This window comes from Luteibacter sp. NPDC031894 (assembly GCF_050273135.1).
Lineage (GTDB): Bacteria > Pseudomonadota > Gammaproteobacteria > Xanthomonadales > Rhodanobacteraceae > Luteibacter.
Map to the genome: position 1 here is coordinate 709,829 of NZ_JBNNMV010000002.1, position 17,305 is coordinate 727,133.

At 66.8% G+C, this 17,305-nt stretch carries 13 protein-coding genes; 7 read left to right on the forward strand and 6 right to left on the reverse strand.

Annotated features, from left to right (window positions below; all coding sequences use genetic code 11):
• Positions 1-91: 91 nt before the first annotated feature.
• The 3 genes from nagA to ACQKIE_RS09165 all read right to left on the reverse strand — a co-directional run bounded on the left by nagA (position 92) and on the right by ACQKIE_RS09165 (position 3,104).
• On the reverse strand, positions 92-1,237 hold the full coding sequence (nagA, locus tag ACQKIE_RS09155; RefSeq protein WP_427458148.1) for an N-acetylglucosamine-6-phosphate deacetylase: 1,146 nt from the start codon (positions 1,235-1,237) through the stop codon (positions 92-94).
• 65 nt (positions 1,238-1,302) lie between these two features.
• Positions 1,303-2,337, reverse strand: coding sequence for an SIS domain-containing protein (locus ACQKIE_RS09160; RefSeq protein ID WP_427458150.1), 1,035 nt, complete (start codon positions 2,335-2,337; stop codon positions 1,303-1,305).
• Positions 2,338-2,351: 14 nt separating this feature from the next.
• Positions 2,352-3,104, reverse strand: coding sequence for a GntR family transcriptional regulator (locus tag ACQKIE_RS09165; RefSeq protein ID WP_427458152.1), 753 nt, complete (start codon positions 3,102-3,104; stop codon positions 2,352-2,354).
• Between the two features lie 237 nt (positions 3,105-3,341).
• Between ACQKIE_RS09165 and zwf the strand changes: the two genes are divergently transcribed.
• Genes zwf through ACQKIE_RS09190 form a run of 5 tightly spaced genes read left to right on the forward strand, consistent with a single transcriptional unit; the run spans position 3,342 to position 8,854 of the window.
• Positions 3,342-4,814, forward strand: coding sequence for a glucose-6-phosphate dehydrogenase (gene zwf / locus ACQKIE_RS09170; RefSeq protein ID WP_427458154.1), 1,473 nt, complete (start codon positions 3,342-3,344; stop codon positions 4,812-4,814).
• Positions 4,811-5,512 carry a 6-phosphogluconolactonase gene (pgl, locus tag ACQKIE_RS09175; protein WP_427458156.1) on the forward strand — a complete coding sequence of 234 codons (702 nt, stop codon included), beginning with the start codon at positions 4,811-4,813 and terminating at the stop codon, positions 5,510-5,512. Before zwf ends, pgl begins: the two co-directional genes overlap by 4 nt.
• 2 nt (positions 5,513-5,514) lie before the next feature.
• Positions 5,515-7,326, forward strand: coding sequence for a phosphogluconate dehydratase (gene edd / locus ACQKIE_RS09180; RefSeq protein ID WP_427458158.1), 1,812 nt, complete (start codon positions 5,515-5,517; stop codon positions 7,324-7,326).
• Positions 7,327-7,341: 15 nt separating this feature from the next.
• Positions 7,342-7,986, forward strand: coding sequence for a bifunctional 4-hydroxy-2-oxoglutarate aldolase/2-dehydro-3-deoxy-phosphogluconate aldolase (gene eda, locus ACQKIE_RS09185; protein WP_427458160.1), 645 nt, complete (start codon positions 7,342-7,344; stop codon positions 7,984-7,986).
• Between the two features lie 16 nt (positions 7,987-8,002).
• Positions 8,003-8,854, forward strand: a complete 852-nt coding sequence (locus ACQKIE_RS09190; protein WP_427458162.1) for an EamA/RhaT family transporter — start codon at positions 8,003-8,005, stop codon at positions 8,852-8,854.
• Between the two features lie 46 nt (positions 8,855-8,900).
• Here ACQKIE_RS09190 and proP read toward each other — a convergent pair whose 3' ends face one another.
• From proP to ACQKIE_RS09205, 3 genes are all read right to left on the reverse strand, one after another.
• On the reverse strand, positions 8,901-10,391 hold the full coding sequence (gene proP, locus ACQKIE_RS09195; RefSeq protein ID WP_427458164.1) for a glycine betaine/L-proline transporter ProP: 1,491 nt from the start codon (positions 10,389-10,391) through the stop codon (positions 8,901-8,903).
• Between the two features lie 223 nt (positions 10,392-10,614).
• Entirely contained in the window at positions 10,615-11,643 is a 1,029-nt protein-coding gene (locus tag ACQKIE_RS09200; RefSeq protein WP_427458166.1) for a LacI family DNA-binding transcriptional regulator, read from the reverse strand.
• Positions 11,644-11,709: 66 nt separating this feature from the next.
• A complete protein-coding gene (locus tag ACQKIE_RS09205) occupies positions 11,710-12,999 on the reverse strand; it encodes a sugar MFS transporter (RefSeq protein WP_427458168.1) in 1,290 nt (429 codons plus the stop codon).
• 347 nt (positions 13,000-13,346) lie between these two features.
• Here ACQKIE_RS09205 and glk point away from each other — a divergent pair, with 347 nt between their 5' ends.
• On the forward strand, positions 13,347-14,372 hold the full coding sequence (gene glk, locus ACQKIE_RS09210; RefSeq protein ID WP_427458170.1) for a glucokinase: 1,026 nt from the start codon (positions 13,347-13,349) through the stop codon (positions 14,370-14,372).
• 86 nt (positions 14,373-14,458) lie between these two features.
• Positions 14,459-17,191 carry a TonB-dependent receptor gene (locus ACQKIE_RS09215; protein WP_427458172.1) on the forward strand — a complete coding sequence of 911 codons (2,733 nt, stop codon included), beginning with the start codon at positions 14,459-14,461 and terminating at the stop codon, positions 17,189-17,191.
• Positions 17,192-17,305 lie beyond the last annotated feature (114 nt).

Sequence of the window (17,305 nt, forward strand, 5' to 3'; positions counted from 1 at the left end):
GGAACCACGACGCACCCGGACCAAGTATCCGGGTGCGTCATGAGATCTCCCTGGAACTGGCCGGCGCGGAGCGCCGGCCTTTTTTATGGCTTCAACCGTGGACTTTCGAACCGCCGATCCAGGTTTCGATCACGTGCTGGGTGTCGTCCACGACGACGAAGTCGGCCCGATAGCCGGCGGCGATGTGGCCGTGCGTGGCGCCGAGGCCGAGGAAGGCGGCAGGATAAGTCGACGCCATGCGTGCGGCCTCGTCATAAGGCACGCCGACCATGTGCACGGTGTTGCGTACCGCGGTGGCCATGTCGAGCGCGGACCCTGCGATGGTGCCGTCGGCGGTCTTGCAGGCGCCGTCGTGCACCGTGATCGTCTCGCCCTTCAGCACGAAACTCGGGTTGTCCGAGCCCACCGGCGGCATCGCGTCCGTCACGAGCATCATCTTTTCGCGCGCCTTCGCGGCGATGGCGACGCGCAGCGACGCCGGATGCACATGGTGTCCGTCCACGATCAGGCCGCACCAGCTGGCCGCGTCTTCCAACGCGGCGCCCACGACGCCGGGTTCGCGGCTGGTGAACGGGGTCATGGCGTTGAACAGATGCGTAAAGCCGCGCACGCCGGTGGCCAGCGCATTGCGTGTCGTGTCGTAGTCGGCGGCGGTATGCCCCGCCGCCACGATGACGCCGGAGGCAACGAGCTGTGCGAGAACCTCGGGCGAGGTGCGTTCCGGTGCAAGCGTCAGGAGCGTGACGCCGCCATGTCGGCGCGCCACCAGCGCGATATCGTCGGCACCGGCAATGCGGAACTTCGCCGGATCGTGCACGCCCTTGCGCTCCGGCGCGATGAACGGTCCTTCGAGGTGGATACCGAGGACGCCGGGAACGCCCTGCTCCACCGCGGCATTCACGGCGTCGATGGCTTGCACCATGACGTCCGCATCATCGCTGATCAGCGTCGGCAGAAAGCCCGTGGTGCCGAAGCGCGCGTGGGCTTCGCCGATGCGGCGGATGGTATCGACCGTGGGCGCGTCGTTGAACAGCACGCCGCCACCACCGTTGACCTGGCAGTCGATGAAACCGGGCAGCAGCGTGCGTCCACCGAGGTCGTGACGTTCGGCCGCGCGGACGCGGGGATCGGACGGCAAGGCCAGGCCGGTGATCGTGCCACCGTCGACGAGCACGGCAAAACCGCCCTGGAATCCGTTGTCGGTGAGTACGCGGCCGTTGACGAGGGCGATGGTCATGGGTCTTTCCTCTGCAAGCTCAAATGTCTGTTCTGTTCGTCTACCCACCTCCGGGCAGGCGAGCCCTACATGGTTTCCGTCACCTTGTTGAGGTGCGGGGGAACGTCCGGGTCGAAGCCGCGCTTCAGGGCCAGCGCGGCGGTCGCGCGGTAGAAGCTCTGTACCGTGACGAGCGGCGCGCTGATCGGCGCGGTCGCGACCAGGGGCAACATGTCGTCGCCCTGCCCGCCCGGCGTGGCGACCCACACCTTGGCGCCGCGCTTGCGGAATTCCGCGGCGACGGCGAGGACGCCGTCCAGCGTGTCGTCGTCCTGCGCGAAGAAGAGCACCGGGAAGTCGGGACCCACGAGGGCCATGGGGCCGTGCTTCACTTCCGCCGAACTGAAGGCTTCGGCGTGGAGCCCGCAGGTTTCCTTGAATTTCAGCGCGGCCTCGAGCGCACCGGCAAAGCCGAAGCCGCGGCCGACGACGAAGAGGTTGTGCGCGTCCACGAGGCCGTCGGTCAAGGCGGACCAGTCCGCGTCCCAGCCGTCCCGCAGTTGCGCCGGCAGGGCGGCGAGCGCCTCGCCGATGGCGGCGTTTCCGCTCCAGCGCGCGGCGATGTGCAGGATGGCGGCGAGCGCACCCAGGTAGCTCTTCGTGGCCGCGACGCTCTTCTCCGGGCCGGCGTGCAACGGCACGACGACATCGGCGCAGGCGGCCAAGGGTGAATCGACCACGTTGACCAGGGCCACCACGTACGCCCCGGCGCGCTTGGCCGCCTCGGCGTTGCGGACGAGGTCCGGGCTTTTACCGGACTGCGACACCGCGACGTAGAGGGCGCCGTCGAGGTTCTGCTTCGCGTGGTAGATCGATGTGACCGACGGCGACGCCGATGCGGTCACCACACCGAGCTGCGTCTCGAAGACGTACTTCGCGTACATCGCCGCGTGGTCGGAGCTGCCGCGGGCGCAGGTGATCACCATGCGCGGCGGGTTGGCACGCAGGTGCGCGCCCAAGGCGCTCACGACCGCTTCGCTTTCAGCGAGCTGCCGCTCCACGACCCCGGCGGTCTCGTGCGCTTCGCGGAACATCAGGGTGTCTTGCGGAAGTTTGGTCATGTCCTGGAGTGTCGTCAGTCGCTCTGCAGTTCCGCGACGAAATCGTAGATATCGCCGCGGTACCAGGAGCAGGTGAACTCGACGATGCGGCCATCGTCGAGGAAGCTGCGCCGCTCGATGTTGAGGCCGGCACTGCCGGCCCCGAGGCGGAGCAATCGGGTCTGCGCGGGCCCCAGCACCACCGCGCGCAGCCGCTGGAGCGCCCGCAACGGACGGTTGCCCAGCTTGTCGAGGGCTTCGTACAGGGAGTCCTCCACGAGGGAGGGATCAGGGAGGAGGTCCAGCGGCACGGCGCTGCGCTCGATGGCCAGAGGCTCGTCGCCTGCGTAACGCAAGCGATGCAGGCGGACCACCTGCGTGCCAGGCGACAGGTTCATCGCCATGGCTTCCTCGGGCGTGACCTCGCCGATCGCTCGCTCGAAGAATTCCGAACGGGGATTGAGGCCGCGGGCGCGGAGGTCCTCGGTGAAGCTCGTCATCCGCGAGAGCGGCTTCACGATGCGCTCGGAGACGAAGGTGCCTGCCCCGTGCCGCTGGGTCAGGAGGCCGTCCTCGACCAAGCCACCGATGGCCTTGCGCACGGTGACCCGCGACAGGGTGAGGGCCCTGGCGAGGTCGCGTTCGCTGGGGAGCGCGTGGCCCACCTGCACTTCGCCCTTTTCGATCACGTTCCGGATCGCGCGGCGCAGGCGCATGTACGCCAGCGGCTGCCGGGTGGCCGGATCGTGTTGCAGGCGCTGGTACTCGGCGACGAGGGCGGTTTCCATCCGGCGAACATACCAATGCACGACCACTGAGGCAAGACCGGGGGCGGGCAGCCATACCAGCCGCCCGGTCGAACAGACGTTTGCACGATTGAAATTTCCATGGAAACGTTTCCATTCCGTTTCCGGCGCGTGAAACGTCACCCCGTACAGGAGCGACTGGTACGGGGCTGGTACGTCCTGGTATGTCACTGGTACGATCCGGAGGCATTTCTTCCCGCTCCTAAAGAGGCCACTGTCGTGAGCGCTCCCCTCCAGTCGATCGAACCTTTCGATCTGGTCATTTTCGGCGGCACCGGCGACCTTGCCGTGCGCAAGCTGCTGCCCGCCATGTACCACCGCTTTGCCGACGGCCAGATCCAGGCGACCAGCCGGATCATCGGCGTGGCACGCGAAGGCCTCGACGACGAGGCATACCGCCAGCAGGTTCGCGCCGCCGTCGAGAAGGGCGTGTCGCACATCGTCCCGGCGCAGCTGGACGCCTTCATCGGGATGATCGGCTACCGGTCGCTCGACGCGCGGAAGTCCGACGGCTGGGAGGAGTTCGCCGCGTTGATGGCGGCGGAGCCCACGCACATCCGCGTGTTCTACCTCTCGACGTCGCCGGACATCTTTACCGACATCTGCCAGCGCCTCGGCGGGCTCGGCCTCAACGGCGAGCGCTCGCGCGTGGTGCTGGAAAAGCCGATCGGTCGCGACCTCGAAAGCGCCAACGCCATCAACGACGCGGTGGCCCAGGTCTTCGGCGAATCGCAGACGTACCGCATCGATCACTACCTCGGCAAGGAGACGGTGCAGAACCTTTTGGCGCTGCGCTTCGGCAACGCCTTGTTCGAGCCGTTGTGGAACGCCCAGCACATCGACCACGTGCAGATCACCGTGGCGGAGACGGTCGGCGTCGGCCATCGCGCCGGCTACTACGACCGTGCCGGCGCGTTGCGCGACATGGTGCAGAACCACATCCTGCAGCTCCTGTGCATGCTCGCCATGGAGCCACCGTCGTCCCTGGCGCCCGACGCCGTGCGCGACGAGAAACTGAAAGTGCTGCGTTCGCTGCGTCCGATCGACGGCGCCAACGCGGCGCAGCTCACCGTGCGTGGCCAGTACCGCGCCGGCGCGGCCGAAGGGCAGGGTGTGCCGGGCTACCTGGACGAACTCGGCAGCGACCAGTCGAAAACCGAAACCTTCGTCGCCCTCAAGGCGGAGATCGGTAACTGGCGCTGGGCCGGCGTCCCGTTCTACCTCCGCACCGGCAAGCGCCTTCCCAATCGTGTCTCGGAGATCGTGGTGACGTTCCGCGCGTTGCCGCATTCGATCTTCGATCCCACCAGTGGTCCGCTCCTGCCCAATCGCCTCACGCTGCGCCTGCAGCCCGATGAGGGCGTGAAGCTGTGGCTGACCATCAAGCATCCGGGTCCGGGTGGCCTGCGCCTGCGCCACGTGCCGCTCGACATGAGCTTCGCGGCGGCGTTCGGCGTGCAGCAGCCCGACGCCTACGAGCGGCTCATCCTCGACGTCGTGCGTGGCAACCCGACCCTGTTCATGCGCCGCGACGAGGTCGAGGCGGCATGGAACTGGGCCGGCCCCATCCTCGACGCGTGGGAAGCCAGCGGCGACACACCGAAGCCGTATACCGCAGGCACCTGGGGTCCGAGCGCCGCCGTGGCGCTCATCGAACGCGATGGCCGAACCTGGGCCGAGGACGCCGCATGAACGCCAAGATCAACCGACACGAATTCGCCGATCGCCTCACGCTCGCCGACAAGCTCGCCCGGGACGTCGCCTCCAAGCTCGAGGCCGCGATCCAGGCGCGCGGCAAGGCCACCATCGCCGTGTCCGGCGGTGGCACGCCGAAGACGATGTTCGCCGTGCTGGCCGAGCAGGAGATCGACTGGTCGAAGGTCACCGTGACGCTGGTGGACGAGCGCTGGGTGGATACCGACAGCGACCGTTCCAACGCGCGCATGGTCGCCGAGCACCTGTTCCACCACCAGTCCCACACGGCGGGTTTCGTCCCGCTGTTCGACCGCGCGCACAAGGACAGCGTGGACGACGCATTGGACGACGTCGGCAAACGCATCGACGCGCTCGGCCTGCCGTTCGACGTGGTGCTGCTCGGCATGGGTGGCGACGGCCATACGGCGTCGTTCTTCCCGGGTGGCGACAACCTTGCCGCGGCACTCGACCCGAACGGCACGCGCACGGTCGTATCCATGCGCGCTCCGGACGCCGGCGAACCGCGCATCACGCTCACCCTGCCTCGCGTGCTCGATACGCGCGCGCTCTATCTCCACATCGAAGGCGACGACAAGAAGGACGTGCTCGGCAAGGCGTTGGCCGGCGGTGACTTCCCGATCGCGGCCGTGCTGACGCAGGATCGCGTGCCGGTGGACGTCTACTGGGCTCCGTAAGCATGACCATCCATCCCATCCTCGCCGAAGTCACCGAGCGCATCGTCGAGCGCAGCCGCACGTCGCGCGCCGCCTACCTCGCCAAGATCGACGCGGCGCGTGGCAAGGGCGCGAAGCGCCACCACTTGTCCTGCGGCAACCTGGCCCACGGCTTCGCCGCTTGCGCGGAAGACGACAAGGACGCCTTGCGCAACGGCCATGCGTCCAACCTCGCGATCGTCACCTCGTACAACGACATGCTCTCGGCGCACCAGCCGTACGAGCGCTATCCGGAACTGATCCGCAAGACCGCACGCCTGCTCGGCGCCACCGCGCAGGTCGCTGGCGGCGTGCCGGCCATGTGCGACGGCGTGACCCAGGGCCGGCCGGGCATGGAGTTGTCGCTCTTCTCGCGCGACCTCATCGCCATGGCCACCGCAGTGTCCCTGTCGCACGACATGTACGAGGGCGCGCTGTACCTGGGCATCTGCGACAAGATCGTGCCCGGCATGCTGATCGGTGCGCTCAGCTTCGGCCACCTGGCCGGCGCATTCGTGCCTTCGGGCCCGATGCCGTCGGGCATCCCGAACGAAGAGAAGTCGAAGGTGCGGCAGGCATTCGCCGCGGGCAAGGCCACGCGCGCCGAGTTGCTCGAAGCCGAGGCCCGCTCCTACCACGGGGCCGGCACGTGCACCTTCTACGGCACGGCGAACTCGAACCAGATGCTCATGGAGATCATGGGCCTGCACCTGCCGGGCGCCAGCTTCGAAGCACCCGATACGCCATTGCGCGACGCGCTCACCCGCGCCACCGTGCAGCGCGTGCTCGCCATCGATACGCTCGGCGACGACTATATCCCCCTCGGTCGCATCGTCGACGAGCGCGCCATCGTCAATGGCGTGGTGGGGCTGCACGCCACCGGCGGTTCGACGAACCACCTGCTGCACCTCGTCGCGATCGCGCGCGCCGCCGGCGTGGAACTGCGCTGGGACGACTTCGACGCCCTGTCCTCCGTCGTGCCGTTGCTCGCCCGCGTGTATCCGAACGGCTATGCCGACGTTAACCACTTCCATGACGCTGGCGGCATGGGTTTCCTGATCGACCAGCTGCTCGACGCGGGCCTGCTGCACGACGACGTGAACACGATCATGGGTCACGGCTTGCACCATTACCGCAAGGCACCGGTGCTCGAAGGCGCCGCGCTCACGTGGAAGCCGGTGTCGAAGGAAAGCGGCAATCGCGGCGTGCTGCGTTCCATCGACGAGCCGTTCCGCCAGGACGGCGGTTTGCGCATGCTCAAGGGCAACCTCGGGCGTGGCGTCATCAAGGTGTCCTCGGTGCCCGACGACCGCATGGTGGTCGAAGCACCGGCGATCGTCTTCGACGAGCAGGACGATGTGAAGGCCGCTTTCGACCGTGGCGACCTCGACCGCGACTTCGTCGCCGTCGTGCGCTTCCAGGGCCCCCGCGCACGCGGCATGCCGGAGCTGCACAAGCTCACGCCGACGCTAAGCCTGCTGCAGGATCGCGGGCGTCGCGTCGCGCTCGTCACCGACGGACGCATGTCCGGCGCCTCGGGGCGGGTCCCTGCCGCCATCCATGTCACGCCGGAAGCGGAGGCGGGCGGACCCATCGCGCGCGTCCGCACGGGCGACCTCGTCCGCGTGGATGCCGTCGCCGGTACGATGGAAGTCCTGGTCGACGCGCACGAATGGAACGCGCGCACACCCGCCGCCGCCGACCTTGCCGTGCACCACAGCGGCATGGGCCGCGAACTCTTCGCGATGTTCCGCCAGTCCGCCGTCACGGCCGACCTGGGCGCGGGCGTTTTCTGATCCACTGGAGTAGACATGAGCAACGAAGCCAAGCAACAGCGTGTCGAGGCAACCCTACGCCTTGCCCCGGTCGTCCCGGTGGTGATCATCGAGGACGCCTCGAAGGCCGTCGGCATGGCGCGCGCGCTGGTCGCCGGTGGCGTGCCCGCCATCGAGGTGACCTTGCGCACACCGGCGGCGCTCGAAGCGGTACGCGCCATCGCGGCCGAGGTCGAGGGCGCGTTCGTGGGCGTGGGCACCGTGCTCACCGCCCGCGACCTCGAGAACGCGTACAAGGCCGGAGCCAAGTTCGCCGTGTCGCCGGGCAGCGCGCCACGCCTGCTCGATGCCGCCGACAACCATGACCTTCCGTTGCTGCCCGGTGCGGCGACGTCGAGCGAAGCCATGGCGTTGCTCGAACGCGGCTATCGCTTCCAGAAATTTTTCCCGGCGGTGCCCGCCGGCGGGGCGAAGCTGCTCGGCGCCTGGGCCAGCCCGCTCCCGCAGATTCGTTTCTGTCCGACCGGCGGCATCAGCCTCGCGAATGCATCGGAGTTCCTCTCGCTGCCGAACGTGGCCTGCGTGGGCGGCTCGTGGCTCACGCCCGCCGACAAGCTCGCCGCCTCCGACTGGGCCGGCATCGAGGCGCTGGCGCGCGAAGCGGCTCAGCTCGCCCGATAACGGCGTACCCCTTGGCATGACCTACATCCTCCTCGCGGTCGTCTTCAGCGTGGCCGTGTCCGTGCTTCTCAAGCTCGCGCGCAAGCACGGGATCGATATCGTGCAGGCGGTCGCGACGAACTATGTCGTCGCCGCATTGCTTTCGGCGTGGCTGCTCGGTGCGACGCCACAGGCCGCGATCGACGCCAAGGCCACGTACACGCCGCTGCTCCTCCTCGGCATCCTGCTCCCCGCGATCTTCCTCGTGCTCGCACGTTCGGTGCGGACGGCCGGCATCGTGCGTACCGACGTGGCGCAACGGCTGTCCTTGTTCCTTTCGCTCATGGCGGCGTTCGCGTTCTTCGGCGACACGCTGACGGGTACCAAGTCGCTCGGCATCGTCCTCGCCTTCGCGGCCGTACTCTGCGTGCTATGGCGCAAGGAGCGCGATTCGGCGGAACGCAGCGGCTGGCTCGCACCGCTGGCGGTGTTCGCGGGATTCGGGGCGATCGACATCTGCTTCAAGCTCGTGGCGCAGGCCGGCGCGCCCTTCGCCAGCGCGTTGCTCGCCTCGTTCCTCATCGCCATGGTGCCGTGCTGGATCGTGGTGCTCGCGCGCGCGGTCACGCGCCGCGCGTCCGTTACCCTGCGGAGCCTGGGCTTTGGTGTGCTGTTGGGCGCGGCCAACTTCGCGAACATCTTGTTCTACGTGCGCGGGCACCAGGCCCTGCCGAAGGATCCGTCCCTGGTCTTCGCGTCGATGAATGTCGGCGTCGTCGTGCTCGGGACCGTCGTCGGCGCATTCGGTTTCCGCGAGCGCCTGGCGCCGGTGAACTGGGGCGGTATCGTCCTGGCCATTGCTGCCATCGCGGTGCTCGCCACCGCGTGAACCGCGCACTCGCGCGACATGCAACAAGGACCTTCGGTCTGGCATCTCAAGCCGACCGCGGCTCCACCATCGTATCGATCGCCAGTACCGGCAGCACCTCGTCGACCGTCAACGGGGCATCCCCCGCAAGCAGTTCGCGTGCTTCCGCATGGTCGGCTACGGCAGGAGGCGATCCCCGGAGGGGAAGTCCCGCCGTTTCGCGCACGAACAGCATCGTGACCGCGCCGATGACGGCTGCGCCCATCAGGTAATAGGCCGGCACCAGCGGATCGCCGGTCCGTTCCACCAGCCATGCCGTGACCAGCGGCGTCGTGCCGCCGAACAGCGAGACCGACACATTGAAGGCAATCGACAGCGCGCTGTAGCGCACGGGCGTGTAGAACAGCGCGGGCAGCGTCGCGGGCATGGTGCTGGTGAAGCACACCAGGGCGATGCCGAGCAGCATCAGTCCGGTGAAGATCAGCGCGTCGTTACCCGTGCCCACCAACAGGAGGCAGGGTATGGCCAGCGCGAACATCGCCGCGCATGCGCCGAGGATCATCGGCCGGCGACCGATCCTGTCGCTGAAGCCACCACCGATCACGTTAAGGGGCATCATCACCAGCATCACGATCAGGATGAGGAGCAGGCCCTTCGTCCCATCGTAGCCAAGCGTCACCGTGAGGTAGCTGGGCATGTAAGTGAGCAGCATGTAGTCCGTGACGTTGAACACCAGGACAAGGCCGATGCACTTCAGCAGCTGCGGGCCATGCACGGCGATAAGTTCGACGAAACCGACGCGAGTCGCGTCCTCCCTCCCCTCCATCGCTTCCGCATGCGCCTTGAAGGCCGGCGTCTCCTCGAGCTTCATCCGCATGTACAGGCCTAGCAGGCCGAGGGGGCCCGCCACGAGGAAGGGCACGCGCCAGCCCCACGCGAGCATGTCGCCTTCGTCCAGCAGCGTCGTGAGCAGGCTGACGACACCGGCACCGGCGATGTACCCGCCGAGCGTGCCGAATTCCAGCCAACTACCCATTCGCCCGCGCCGCGCATCGGTCGAATACTCCGCGATGAAGGTCGCCGCGCCGCCGTACTCGCCGCCCGTGGAGAAGCCCTGCAACAGCCGGGCGAGCAGCAGCAGGCCCGGCGCCCACAAACCGATGCGCTCATAGGATGGGATCAGGCCGATGGCGAAGGTGCCCAGCGCCATCATGATCATCGTCGCGGCGAGGACGCGCTGGCGGCCGAAGCGGTCGCCGAGCGGGCCGAAGACGAGGCCGCCGAGCGGTCGCACGAGGAACGCGACAGTGAACGTGGCGAAGGTGGCGATCACCTGGGCGGTCGGATTGCCGCCGGGGAAAAACACGTGCCCCAGCGTCACGGCAAGGTAGCCATAGACGCCAAAATCAAACCACTCCATCGCATTGCCAAGAGCGGCGGCGCCGACGGCGCGGCGAAGCATAGGCTCGTCGACGATGGTCAGGTCGTCGGGCTTCAGGTGTTTGCGGCGGCGGGTGAACCAGCCGAAATGGGCGTCGTGCCCTGCGGAATCCTGCATCGTGTGCTCCTGTTTCGCGCGGACGGGCACGCACAGGCGTGGCCGGATGCCGTCCTGGGAAAGGGTTGCGCAACGCGGAAGTGGCGGCGCTCGGGCGCAGTCCGCTAGGGGGACGCGCGTGATGTCCCGCACGTGCATCGAAGCACGATGCGGCGGAGACATCGCGAAAGTATAACGGGAGCGCCGTTAAAACCGCGTAGGAAGGGCGAGTGGACGGATGCTCTCAAAGCCGCCGCGGTGCCGTCGATCCACGCACCACGAGGTCGGGGCTGAAGCCTTCGTTCTCGATGACGTGGTCGTCGCTTTCGCGTTCGAGTTCCGCGATCAGCCGCTGCGCCGCGTGGCGACCGATTTCCTCCGTGTTCTGCCGCGCCGTCGTCAACGCCGGCCAGGATTGTTTCGAAAACGGACTGTCCTCGAATCCCGCGATCGAGAGCTCCCACGGCACGTCGACGCCGCCCGAGCGCGCCGCCGCGAGGACACCCGCCGCGATCTCGTCGTTCGAGCCGAAGATCGCCGTCGGCGGTTCTTTCAGCGCCAGCAGTTTGCGCGCGCCACGGAAGCCGTCGTCGAAGGAATAGTCGCCTTCGACCACGAGGCGCTTGTCCACCGCGATGCCGTACTCGCGCAAGGCGTCCTCGTAACCCTGGTAGCGCTCGGGACTGGAGCGATGTCCCTTGCCGCCCCAGAGGAAGCCGATGCGGTGGTGGCCGAGCTGGATCAGGTGCTCGGTGATCGCGTAGGCGGCGTCACGGTCGTCCACGAACACGCAGGGCCAGCCGTCCTTGGGGTCCTGTCGCGCGGAGATGATGCGCACGAAGGGCACGTTCTGCTCGGTCAGCGAGGCAAGCAGGCGCGGCTGCTCGGACATCGGCGGGCAAAGCACGAGGCCGGCCAGGCGGTTGCGGCGAACCAGGTCCGCGAGCTGCTCCGCGAGCTTCGGGGCGGAAGAGTTGCAGGGGTGGATCTGCAGGCCGAAGCCGCGCTCGCGGCACACGGAAAGCACGCCGTTCTGCATGGCGATGACGTAGTGCGCGTTCGGATTGTCGTAGACCAGCCCGAGCGCATAGGTGCGGGAACTGCGCAGGCTGCGCGCCGCCTGGTCGGGCTGGTAGTCGAGGGCGTCGATCGCCCGCTGCACCTTTTCCCGGGTGCGCGCATGCACCGACGGTTCGTGGTTGATGACGCGGGACACGGTCTTCAGCGAGACGCCGGCCCGCTCGGCCACGTCCTTGATGGTAGGGCTACGCAATCTACGACCCTCGATAGCAGGACGGCCATCCTAGCGGATGGCCGTCACGGAGCGAAGATGAAATCCTCAGTCCCGCACGTGCTGACCGACCCGGTGCCCGGCGGCGCCGTAGTACAGGATGTACAGGTAGCAGGGGACCACGAGGCAGACGAACACCGCCTGGAAGTCGAAGTGCTGCTTCAGGTGCGCGAACAGCACCGGAATGACCGCGCCACCCGCGATACCCATGATCAGGAACGCCGAGCCGAACTCGGTGAGGCGGCCGAGGCCCTTGATCGCCAGCGGGAAGATCGCCGGCCACATCATGGCGTTCGCGAAGCCCAGCGCGGCCACGAAGGCGACCGAGAGATAGCCGCTCGTGACGTAGGTGCCGATGGAAAACAGCACGCCCAGGATGGCCGAGAAGGCGAGGTAGCGCTGCTGCGAGACGAAGCGGGGAATCAGCAGCAGGCCCGCCACGTAGCCGACGAGCATCGCGATCAGGGTGTATGACGTGAAGTGGCTGGTGTCGGCCGGCGACATGCCGAAGCCTTGGCCATAGGTGCCGATCGCGTCGCCGGCCATGACTTCCACGCCCACGTAGACGAAGAGGCAGAGCACGCCCAGCCACAGGTGCGGAAAGCTGAAGAGGCTGCCCTTGTCGTGGCCGATGGCGCGCTCGCTGTTGTCGCTCGACGGTTTGATCTCCGGCAGCGAGGAACGCACGACCCAGATCGCGAGGATCACCAGGAGGCCAGCCATCACCATGTACGGCATGTGCACCTTCGCCGCGAAGGCGGCGAGCAGGGCGTCCTTCTCGCCCGGCGAGCCTGCGGCGGCGATCTGCTTGTCGAAGCTGCCGATGTTGCTCATCACCACCGCACCGAAGACGAATGGCGCGAGTGCGCCGGCCACCTTGTTGCAGATGCCCATGAAGGCGATGCGCTGCGCACCGCTCTCGATCGGGCCGAGGATGGAGATATAGGGGTTGGACGCCGTCTGCAGCAGCGAAAGACCGGCACCGATCACGAACAGGCCGGTAAGCGCTCCCGGGTACACGCGCATCGTGACGAACTGACCGAACATCACCGCGCCGATGGCCATGACGAAAAGGCCGAGGCCCATGCCTTTCTTCATGCCTGTCTTCTTCAGGATGAAAGAGGAGGGCAGGGCGAGGAAGAAGTACGACAGGTAGAAGGCCATCGGTACCAGGAACGCGTTCACGTCGTCCAGGTTGAAGGCGAGCTTGACGAAGGTGATCAGCGGCCCGTTGAGCCACGTGACGAAGCCGAAGATAAAGAACAGGACCCCGATGATGATCATCGGGACCAGGCTGGAATGGCGCGTCTCGTGGACGGCGGCCGTGCTGGACGACATGGATGCTCCCCTCTCGCAGGGCCGGACGCGCCCCGATCCGCCCCTTTATCGGCTTCCCTGCCCAACGTTGTCAATCGCGAGACGGCGTCGGTGCGTTACCCCCGGGAGGGGTACGCACTTTCGATGTCGCGTCGCGTCAACGGTCCGAACGGGCAAGACGAACGGCAAATGGCGCTGCGACAGGCGCTTACGCGGCGAGTTCGGCCTGTCCGGCGCAAACGTTTCCTGTTGCGGCGCGTTATGAAATGTCGCCTGTCCTAGCCATTTGTCCTGTTGACAACGTTGTCATCCGAGCCAAGACTCGCCGCCATCAAGGGGTTGTCACAGACAGAACCAAGGGGTGGGGCGTGGTGGAATCGGCCAATCAGCGGGAGATGCCGCGTGCGTCGCGATCGGAGGCGTTCCTCGCCGCCGATGTCGGCGGCACGCATGCCCGTATCGGTCTCGTCCGCCGCGCCAACGAATCCGCCACGATCGACGTGCTTCGCTACGAGCGCTATGCCTGCGCCGACTGGCCCAGCCTCACGGCGGTGCTCCAGGACTTCGTCGGGCACCTGGAAGGACAGGTGTCCATCGAACACTGCGCCGTCGCCAGTGCTGGGTACGTCCTCGGCGATGCCATCGTCAACGAAAACCTTCCGTGGCCGGTGTCGATCGGCGATATCCGCCAGACGCTGGGATTGGCAAGCCTCGCCGTGGTCAACGACTTCGAAGCCGTGGCCTACGCCTGCCAGTTCCTGCAGCGCCACGAGACGGCGCCGATCATCGAAACGGATGCCGCGCCCGCCGAAGGCCCCATTCTCGTGATGGGTCCCGGCACCGGACTGGGTTCGGCCGTGTTGTTGCCCGGACGTCCGCACGCCACGGTGCTGCCGACCGAAGCCGGGCAGATTTCGCTGGCACCGGGCAACGAGCGCGAAGTGGACATCCTTCGCGAACTGGCCCGCGACCGCGATTACGTGTCCTACGAGGCGGCGCTGTCCGGGCCGGGCCTCGTCAATCTCTATCGAGCCATTTCCACGCTGCGCGGCACGCACGCGACGCTGGCCGAACCCGCCGCCGTCACCGGCGCAGCCCTCGAAGGCAGCGATGCTGCCGCGTCGGAAGCGCTGGACGTCTTCTGCGGCCTGCTCGGCAGTTTCGTCGGCGATCTCGCCCTGCTCTACGGCGCCCGCGGCGGTGTGTACCTCGCCGGCGGCATCCTGCCGCAGGTACGTGAGCGCCTCATCGCCAGCAGCTTCGCCTCCAGGTTTTTCAACAAGGGCGTCATGCGCGCCTTTCTCCAGCAAGTGCCGGTACGTCTGATGGACCACGGACAGTTGGGTGTGATCGGTGCCGCCGGTCTCTACCTGCACGGTTCGACCGCTCATTGAAGAGCGGGAAAGGAACGCAGGCTCAGTTCAAAAAAAGCGGGCCGCGAGGCCCATCGTCGATACACATCCTCTGAGGGGAGGACACCATGTCGCATCGTAGAAACCTGCTGACGGCGAGCATCATCGCCGGGCTTTGCTGTTTCACCGGAACGGTGGCCGCACAGGACACGACCGCACCGGCGAGGCCGCAGACCGCCCAGGAAAAGGCCGACGCCGCCAAGGCGTCCCAGCTCGAGGGCATCACCGTCACCGGCATCCGCGCCAGTCTCGAGAAATCGCTCGACACCAAGCGCAACGCCGACGCCGTTGTCGAGGCGGTCACCGCCGAGGACATCGGCAAGTTCCCGAACACCAACGTCGCGGAAGCGATGACGCAGATCCCGGGCGTCGTCATCGACCGCCAGTTCGGCCAGGGCGACCGTGTGTCGATCGACGGCACGGATCCGAGCCTCAACCTCACCTTCCTCAACGGCCAGCCGATATCGCAGACGCCGTGGCAGTACGGTGCGCAGCCGAACCGCGGGTTCGACTTCACCATGCTGGCGCCGGAAATCATCGGTCGCCTGGAAGTCTACAAGTCGCCGGAAGCACGCCTGCCGGAAGGCAGCCTCGGTGGCACGGTGCTGCTGCACACGTTGAAGCCGCTCGACCTGCCGGCGAACACCATTCGCGGCTCGTTCGGCCTGAACTACAACGACCAGGCCACGCCGGGCACGCGCCCGAACGGCTCGGCGCTGTACAGCTGGAAGGACGCGAACAACATCTTCGGCGTCATCGCCTCGGTCCAGCACTACGAGGAAAAGATCGACCGCCAGGGCTTCGAGATCTTCAGCTATAGCCCGGTGTCGAAGTGGGCAGCGAGCCCGGCCGTCGCCGCAGGCATCGGCAACGGGTCGCTCGACCCGAACGCCATGGTGCCGGACGAGGTGAACTCGGCATGGTTCCAGCAGAAGCGTAAGCGCGATACCGCCACCCTCGGTTTCCAGATCCGTCCCACGGACAACTGGGACATCGACATCAACAACCTGTTCGTTCGCGAGAACTTCGACAACTGGAACCAGTCGCTGTACCCGTTCACCGGCGCCACGCCGGGTAACGTCACCAGCTTCACCCAGGGTCCGAACGGCGTCGTCACGGGCGGCCACGTCTGCGGCAACGACACCGTCGGTTGCCCGGCGATCGCCCAGGGCACGTTCGACAGCAACATCCGCAAGTCGGTGGTGCGTACGTCGGCCTTCGACCTGAAGTCGACCTATCGTGGCGACGGCTGGAAGCTTGGCGGGGCCGCCGGTTACAGCAAGGCCGTCAACAACAACATCTCCCAGGCAGTGATGGAGCCGGTCTACGCCGGCGGCTATACCTGGGACATCAACAAGGGCTTCGCCTTCGACAATCCGGCCGCCGCGCGCGACCCGGCGAACTGGCACATGGGCGACGCCCCCGGCCTTGGCGGCTGGCCCGGTAACTACGGCGATTACTCGGCGCAGGCGCGCGATACGTATGCGCAGCTCGACTTCTCGAAGTACTTCGACTCGTTCTTCAACGAGCTGGCGTTCGGCTATCGCTGGAACCGCCACGAGGAGGGCATGCAGGCGCATGTCTACGGTGGCAACGCGCCCACTAACCTTGCCGACCTCGGGTTCGGCGGCTTCACCGATACGCTCGACGCGTTCGGCGGTGCGTTGGACGGCTCATCGAGCCACGTGATGCCGGACCGTGACGCCCAGTACGCGTGGGTGCGCAACACGAACGGCGGAAACGAAGACCCCGGCACCTATCTCAATGGCACGTACAAGCTGGTTGAGAAGACGAACGCCGCCTACCTGCAGGCGAACTTCGCCGGTGGCGATTTCCACGGCAACGTGGGCATCCGTTACGTCGACACCAAGACCGACGGCACCGGCTTCAACTACAGCGGCGCCCCCGTGCTGCCGGCACCCGCGGGCTCGTGGCAGACCTCGTCGAAGACCACGAAGAACTGGCTGCCCAGCCTGAACGTGGCCTATGACCTGGCCGACGACGTCGTGCTGCGCTTCGCCGCCGCCAAGGTGATCGCGCGTCCGCCGTACAACATGCAGGTGAACAACCTGTTCCTCAACGATTCGGTGCTCACCGGTTCCGGCGGCAATCCGGACCTGAAGCCGTACGAATCGAAGAACTTCTCGCTCTCGGCGGAGTGGTACTTCGCGCCGCAGTCGTACATCGCGCTGACCGGCTTCTACAAGAAAATCGAGAACTACACCTTCGTGGACTCGGCGCCGGAAACGCAGTTCAATTCGGGCCTGTTCACCGACCCGACGACCTTTGCGCGCCAGGTCGCGCAGGGACTCTGCACGGCGGATGGCTTCTGCACGTACAGCATCAGCCGTCCGCGCGACACCGGTTCGGGCAAGGTGCGCGGCGGCAGCCTGAGCTATCAGCAGGCGTTCTGGGACACGGGTTTCGGCGTCACGGCGAACTACACGTACGCCAAGGGCACGCTCGATTCCGGTGGCTCGCTGCCGTACAACTCGAAGAACTCGTACTCGGTCAGCCCGTACTACGAAATGGGTCCGTTCAGCGCCCGTGTCACGTACAACTGGCGTGGCAAGTACCTCGCCGGCGGCTACATCGCCGGTGCGCCGCCGGCCACGACGGCGGACTATGGCGACCTCGGTGCCACGCTCGGCTGGAAGCTCAACCAGCAGGTGTCGTTCACGCTCGCGGGCATGAACCTCACCAACGAGAAGTACAAGCAGTACCTCGGCATTACCGCGATGCCGGTAGCCAAGTACACGACGGGCCGCCGCTACATGGCCTCGGTGCACTTCGACCTCTGATAAAGCGTCATGGACGCGCGGCCAGGGACGGCCGCAAACGCAACCTCGAAGCACCATTCCCCTCGGGCCCGTCAATTCCTCGACCGGGCCCGCTTTTTTTTGGAACGTGACAGC

Coding starts and splice junctions, on each gene's coding strand:
- nagA (WP_427458148.1), bottom strand. CDS start 1,237: ATGACCATCGCCCTCGTCAACGGCCGCGTACTCACCGACAACGGATTC.
- ACQKIE_RS09160 (WP_427458150.1), bottom strand. CDS start 2,337: ATGACCAAACTTCCGCAAGACACCCTGATGTTCCGCGAAGCGCACGAG.
- ACQKIE_RS09165 (WP_427458152.1), bottom strand. CDS start 3,104: ATGGAAACCGCCCTCGTCGCCGAGTACCAGCGCCTGCAACACGATCCG.
- pgl (WP_427458156.1), top strand. CDS start 4,811: ATGAACGCCAAGATCAACCGACACGAATTCGCCGATCGCCTCACGCTC.
- edd (WP_427458158.1), top strand. CDS start 5,515: ATGACCATCCATCCCATCCTCGCCGAAGTCACCGAGCGCATCGTCGAG.
- eda (WP_427458160.1), top strand. CDS start 7,342: ATGAGCAACGAAGCCAAGCAACAGCGTGTCGAGGCAACCCTACGCCTT.
- ACQKIE_RS09190 (WP_427458162.1), top strand. CDS start 8,003: ATGACCTACATCCTCCTCGCGGTCGTCTTCAGCGTGGCCGTGTCCGTG.
- proP (WP_427458164.1), bottom strand. CDS start 10,391: ATGCAGGATTCCGCAGGGCACGACGCCCATTTCGGCTGGTTCACCCGC.
- ACQKIE_RS09205 (WP_427458168.1), bottom strand. CDS start 12,999: ATGTCGTCCAGCACGGCCGCCGTCCACGAGACGCGCCATTCCAGCCTG.
- ACQKIE_RS09215 (WP_427458172.1), top strand. CDS start 14,459: ATGTCGCATCGTAGAAACCTGCTGACGGCGAGCATCATCGCCGGGCTT.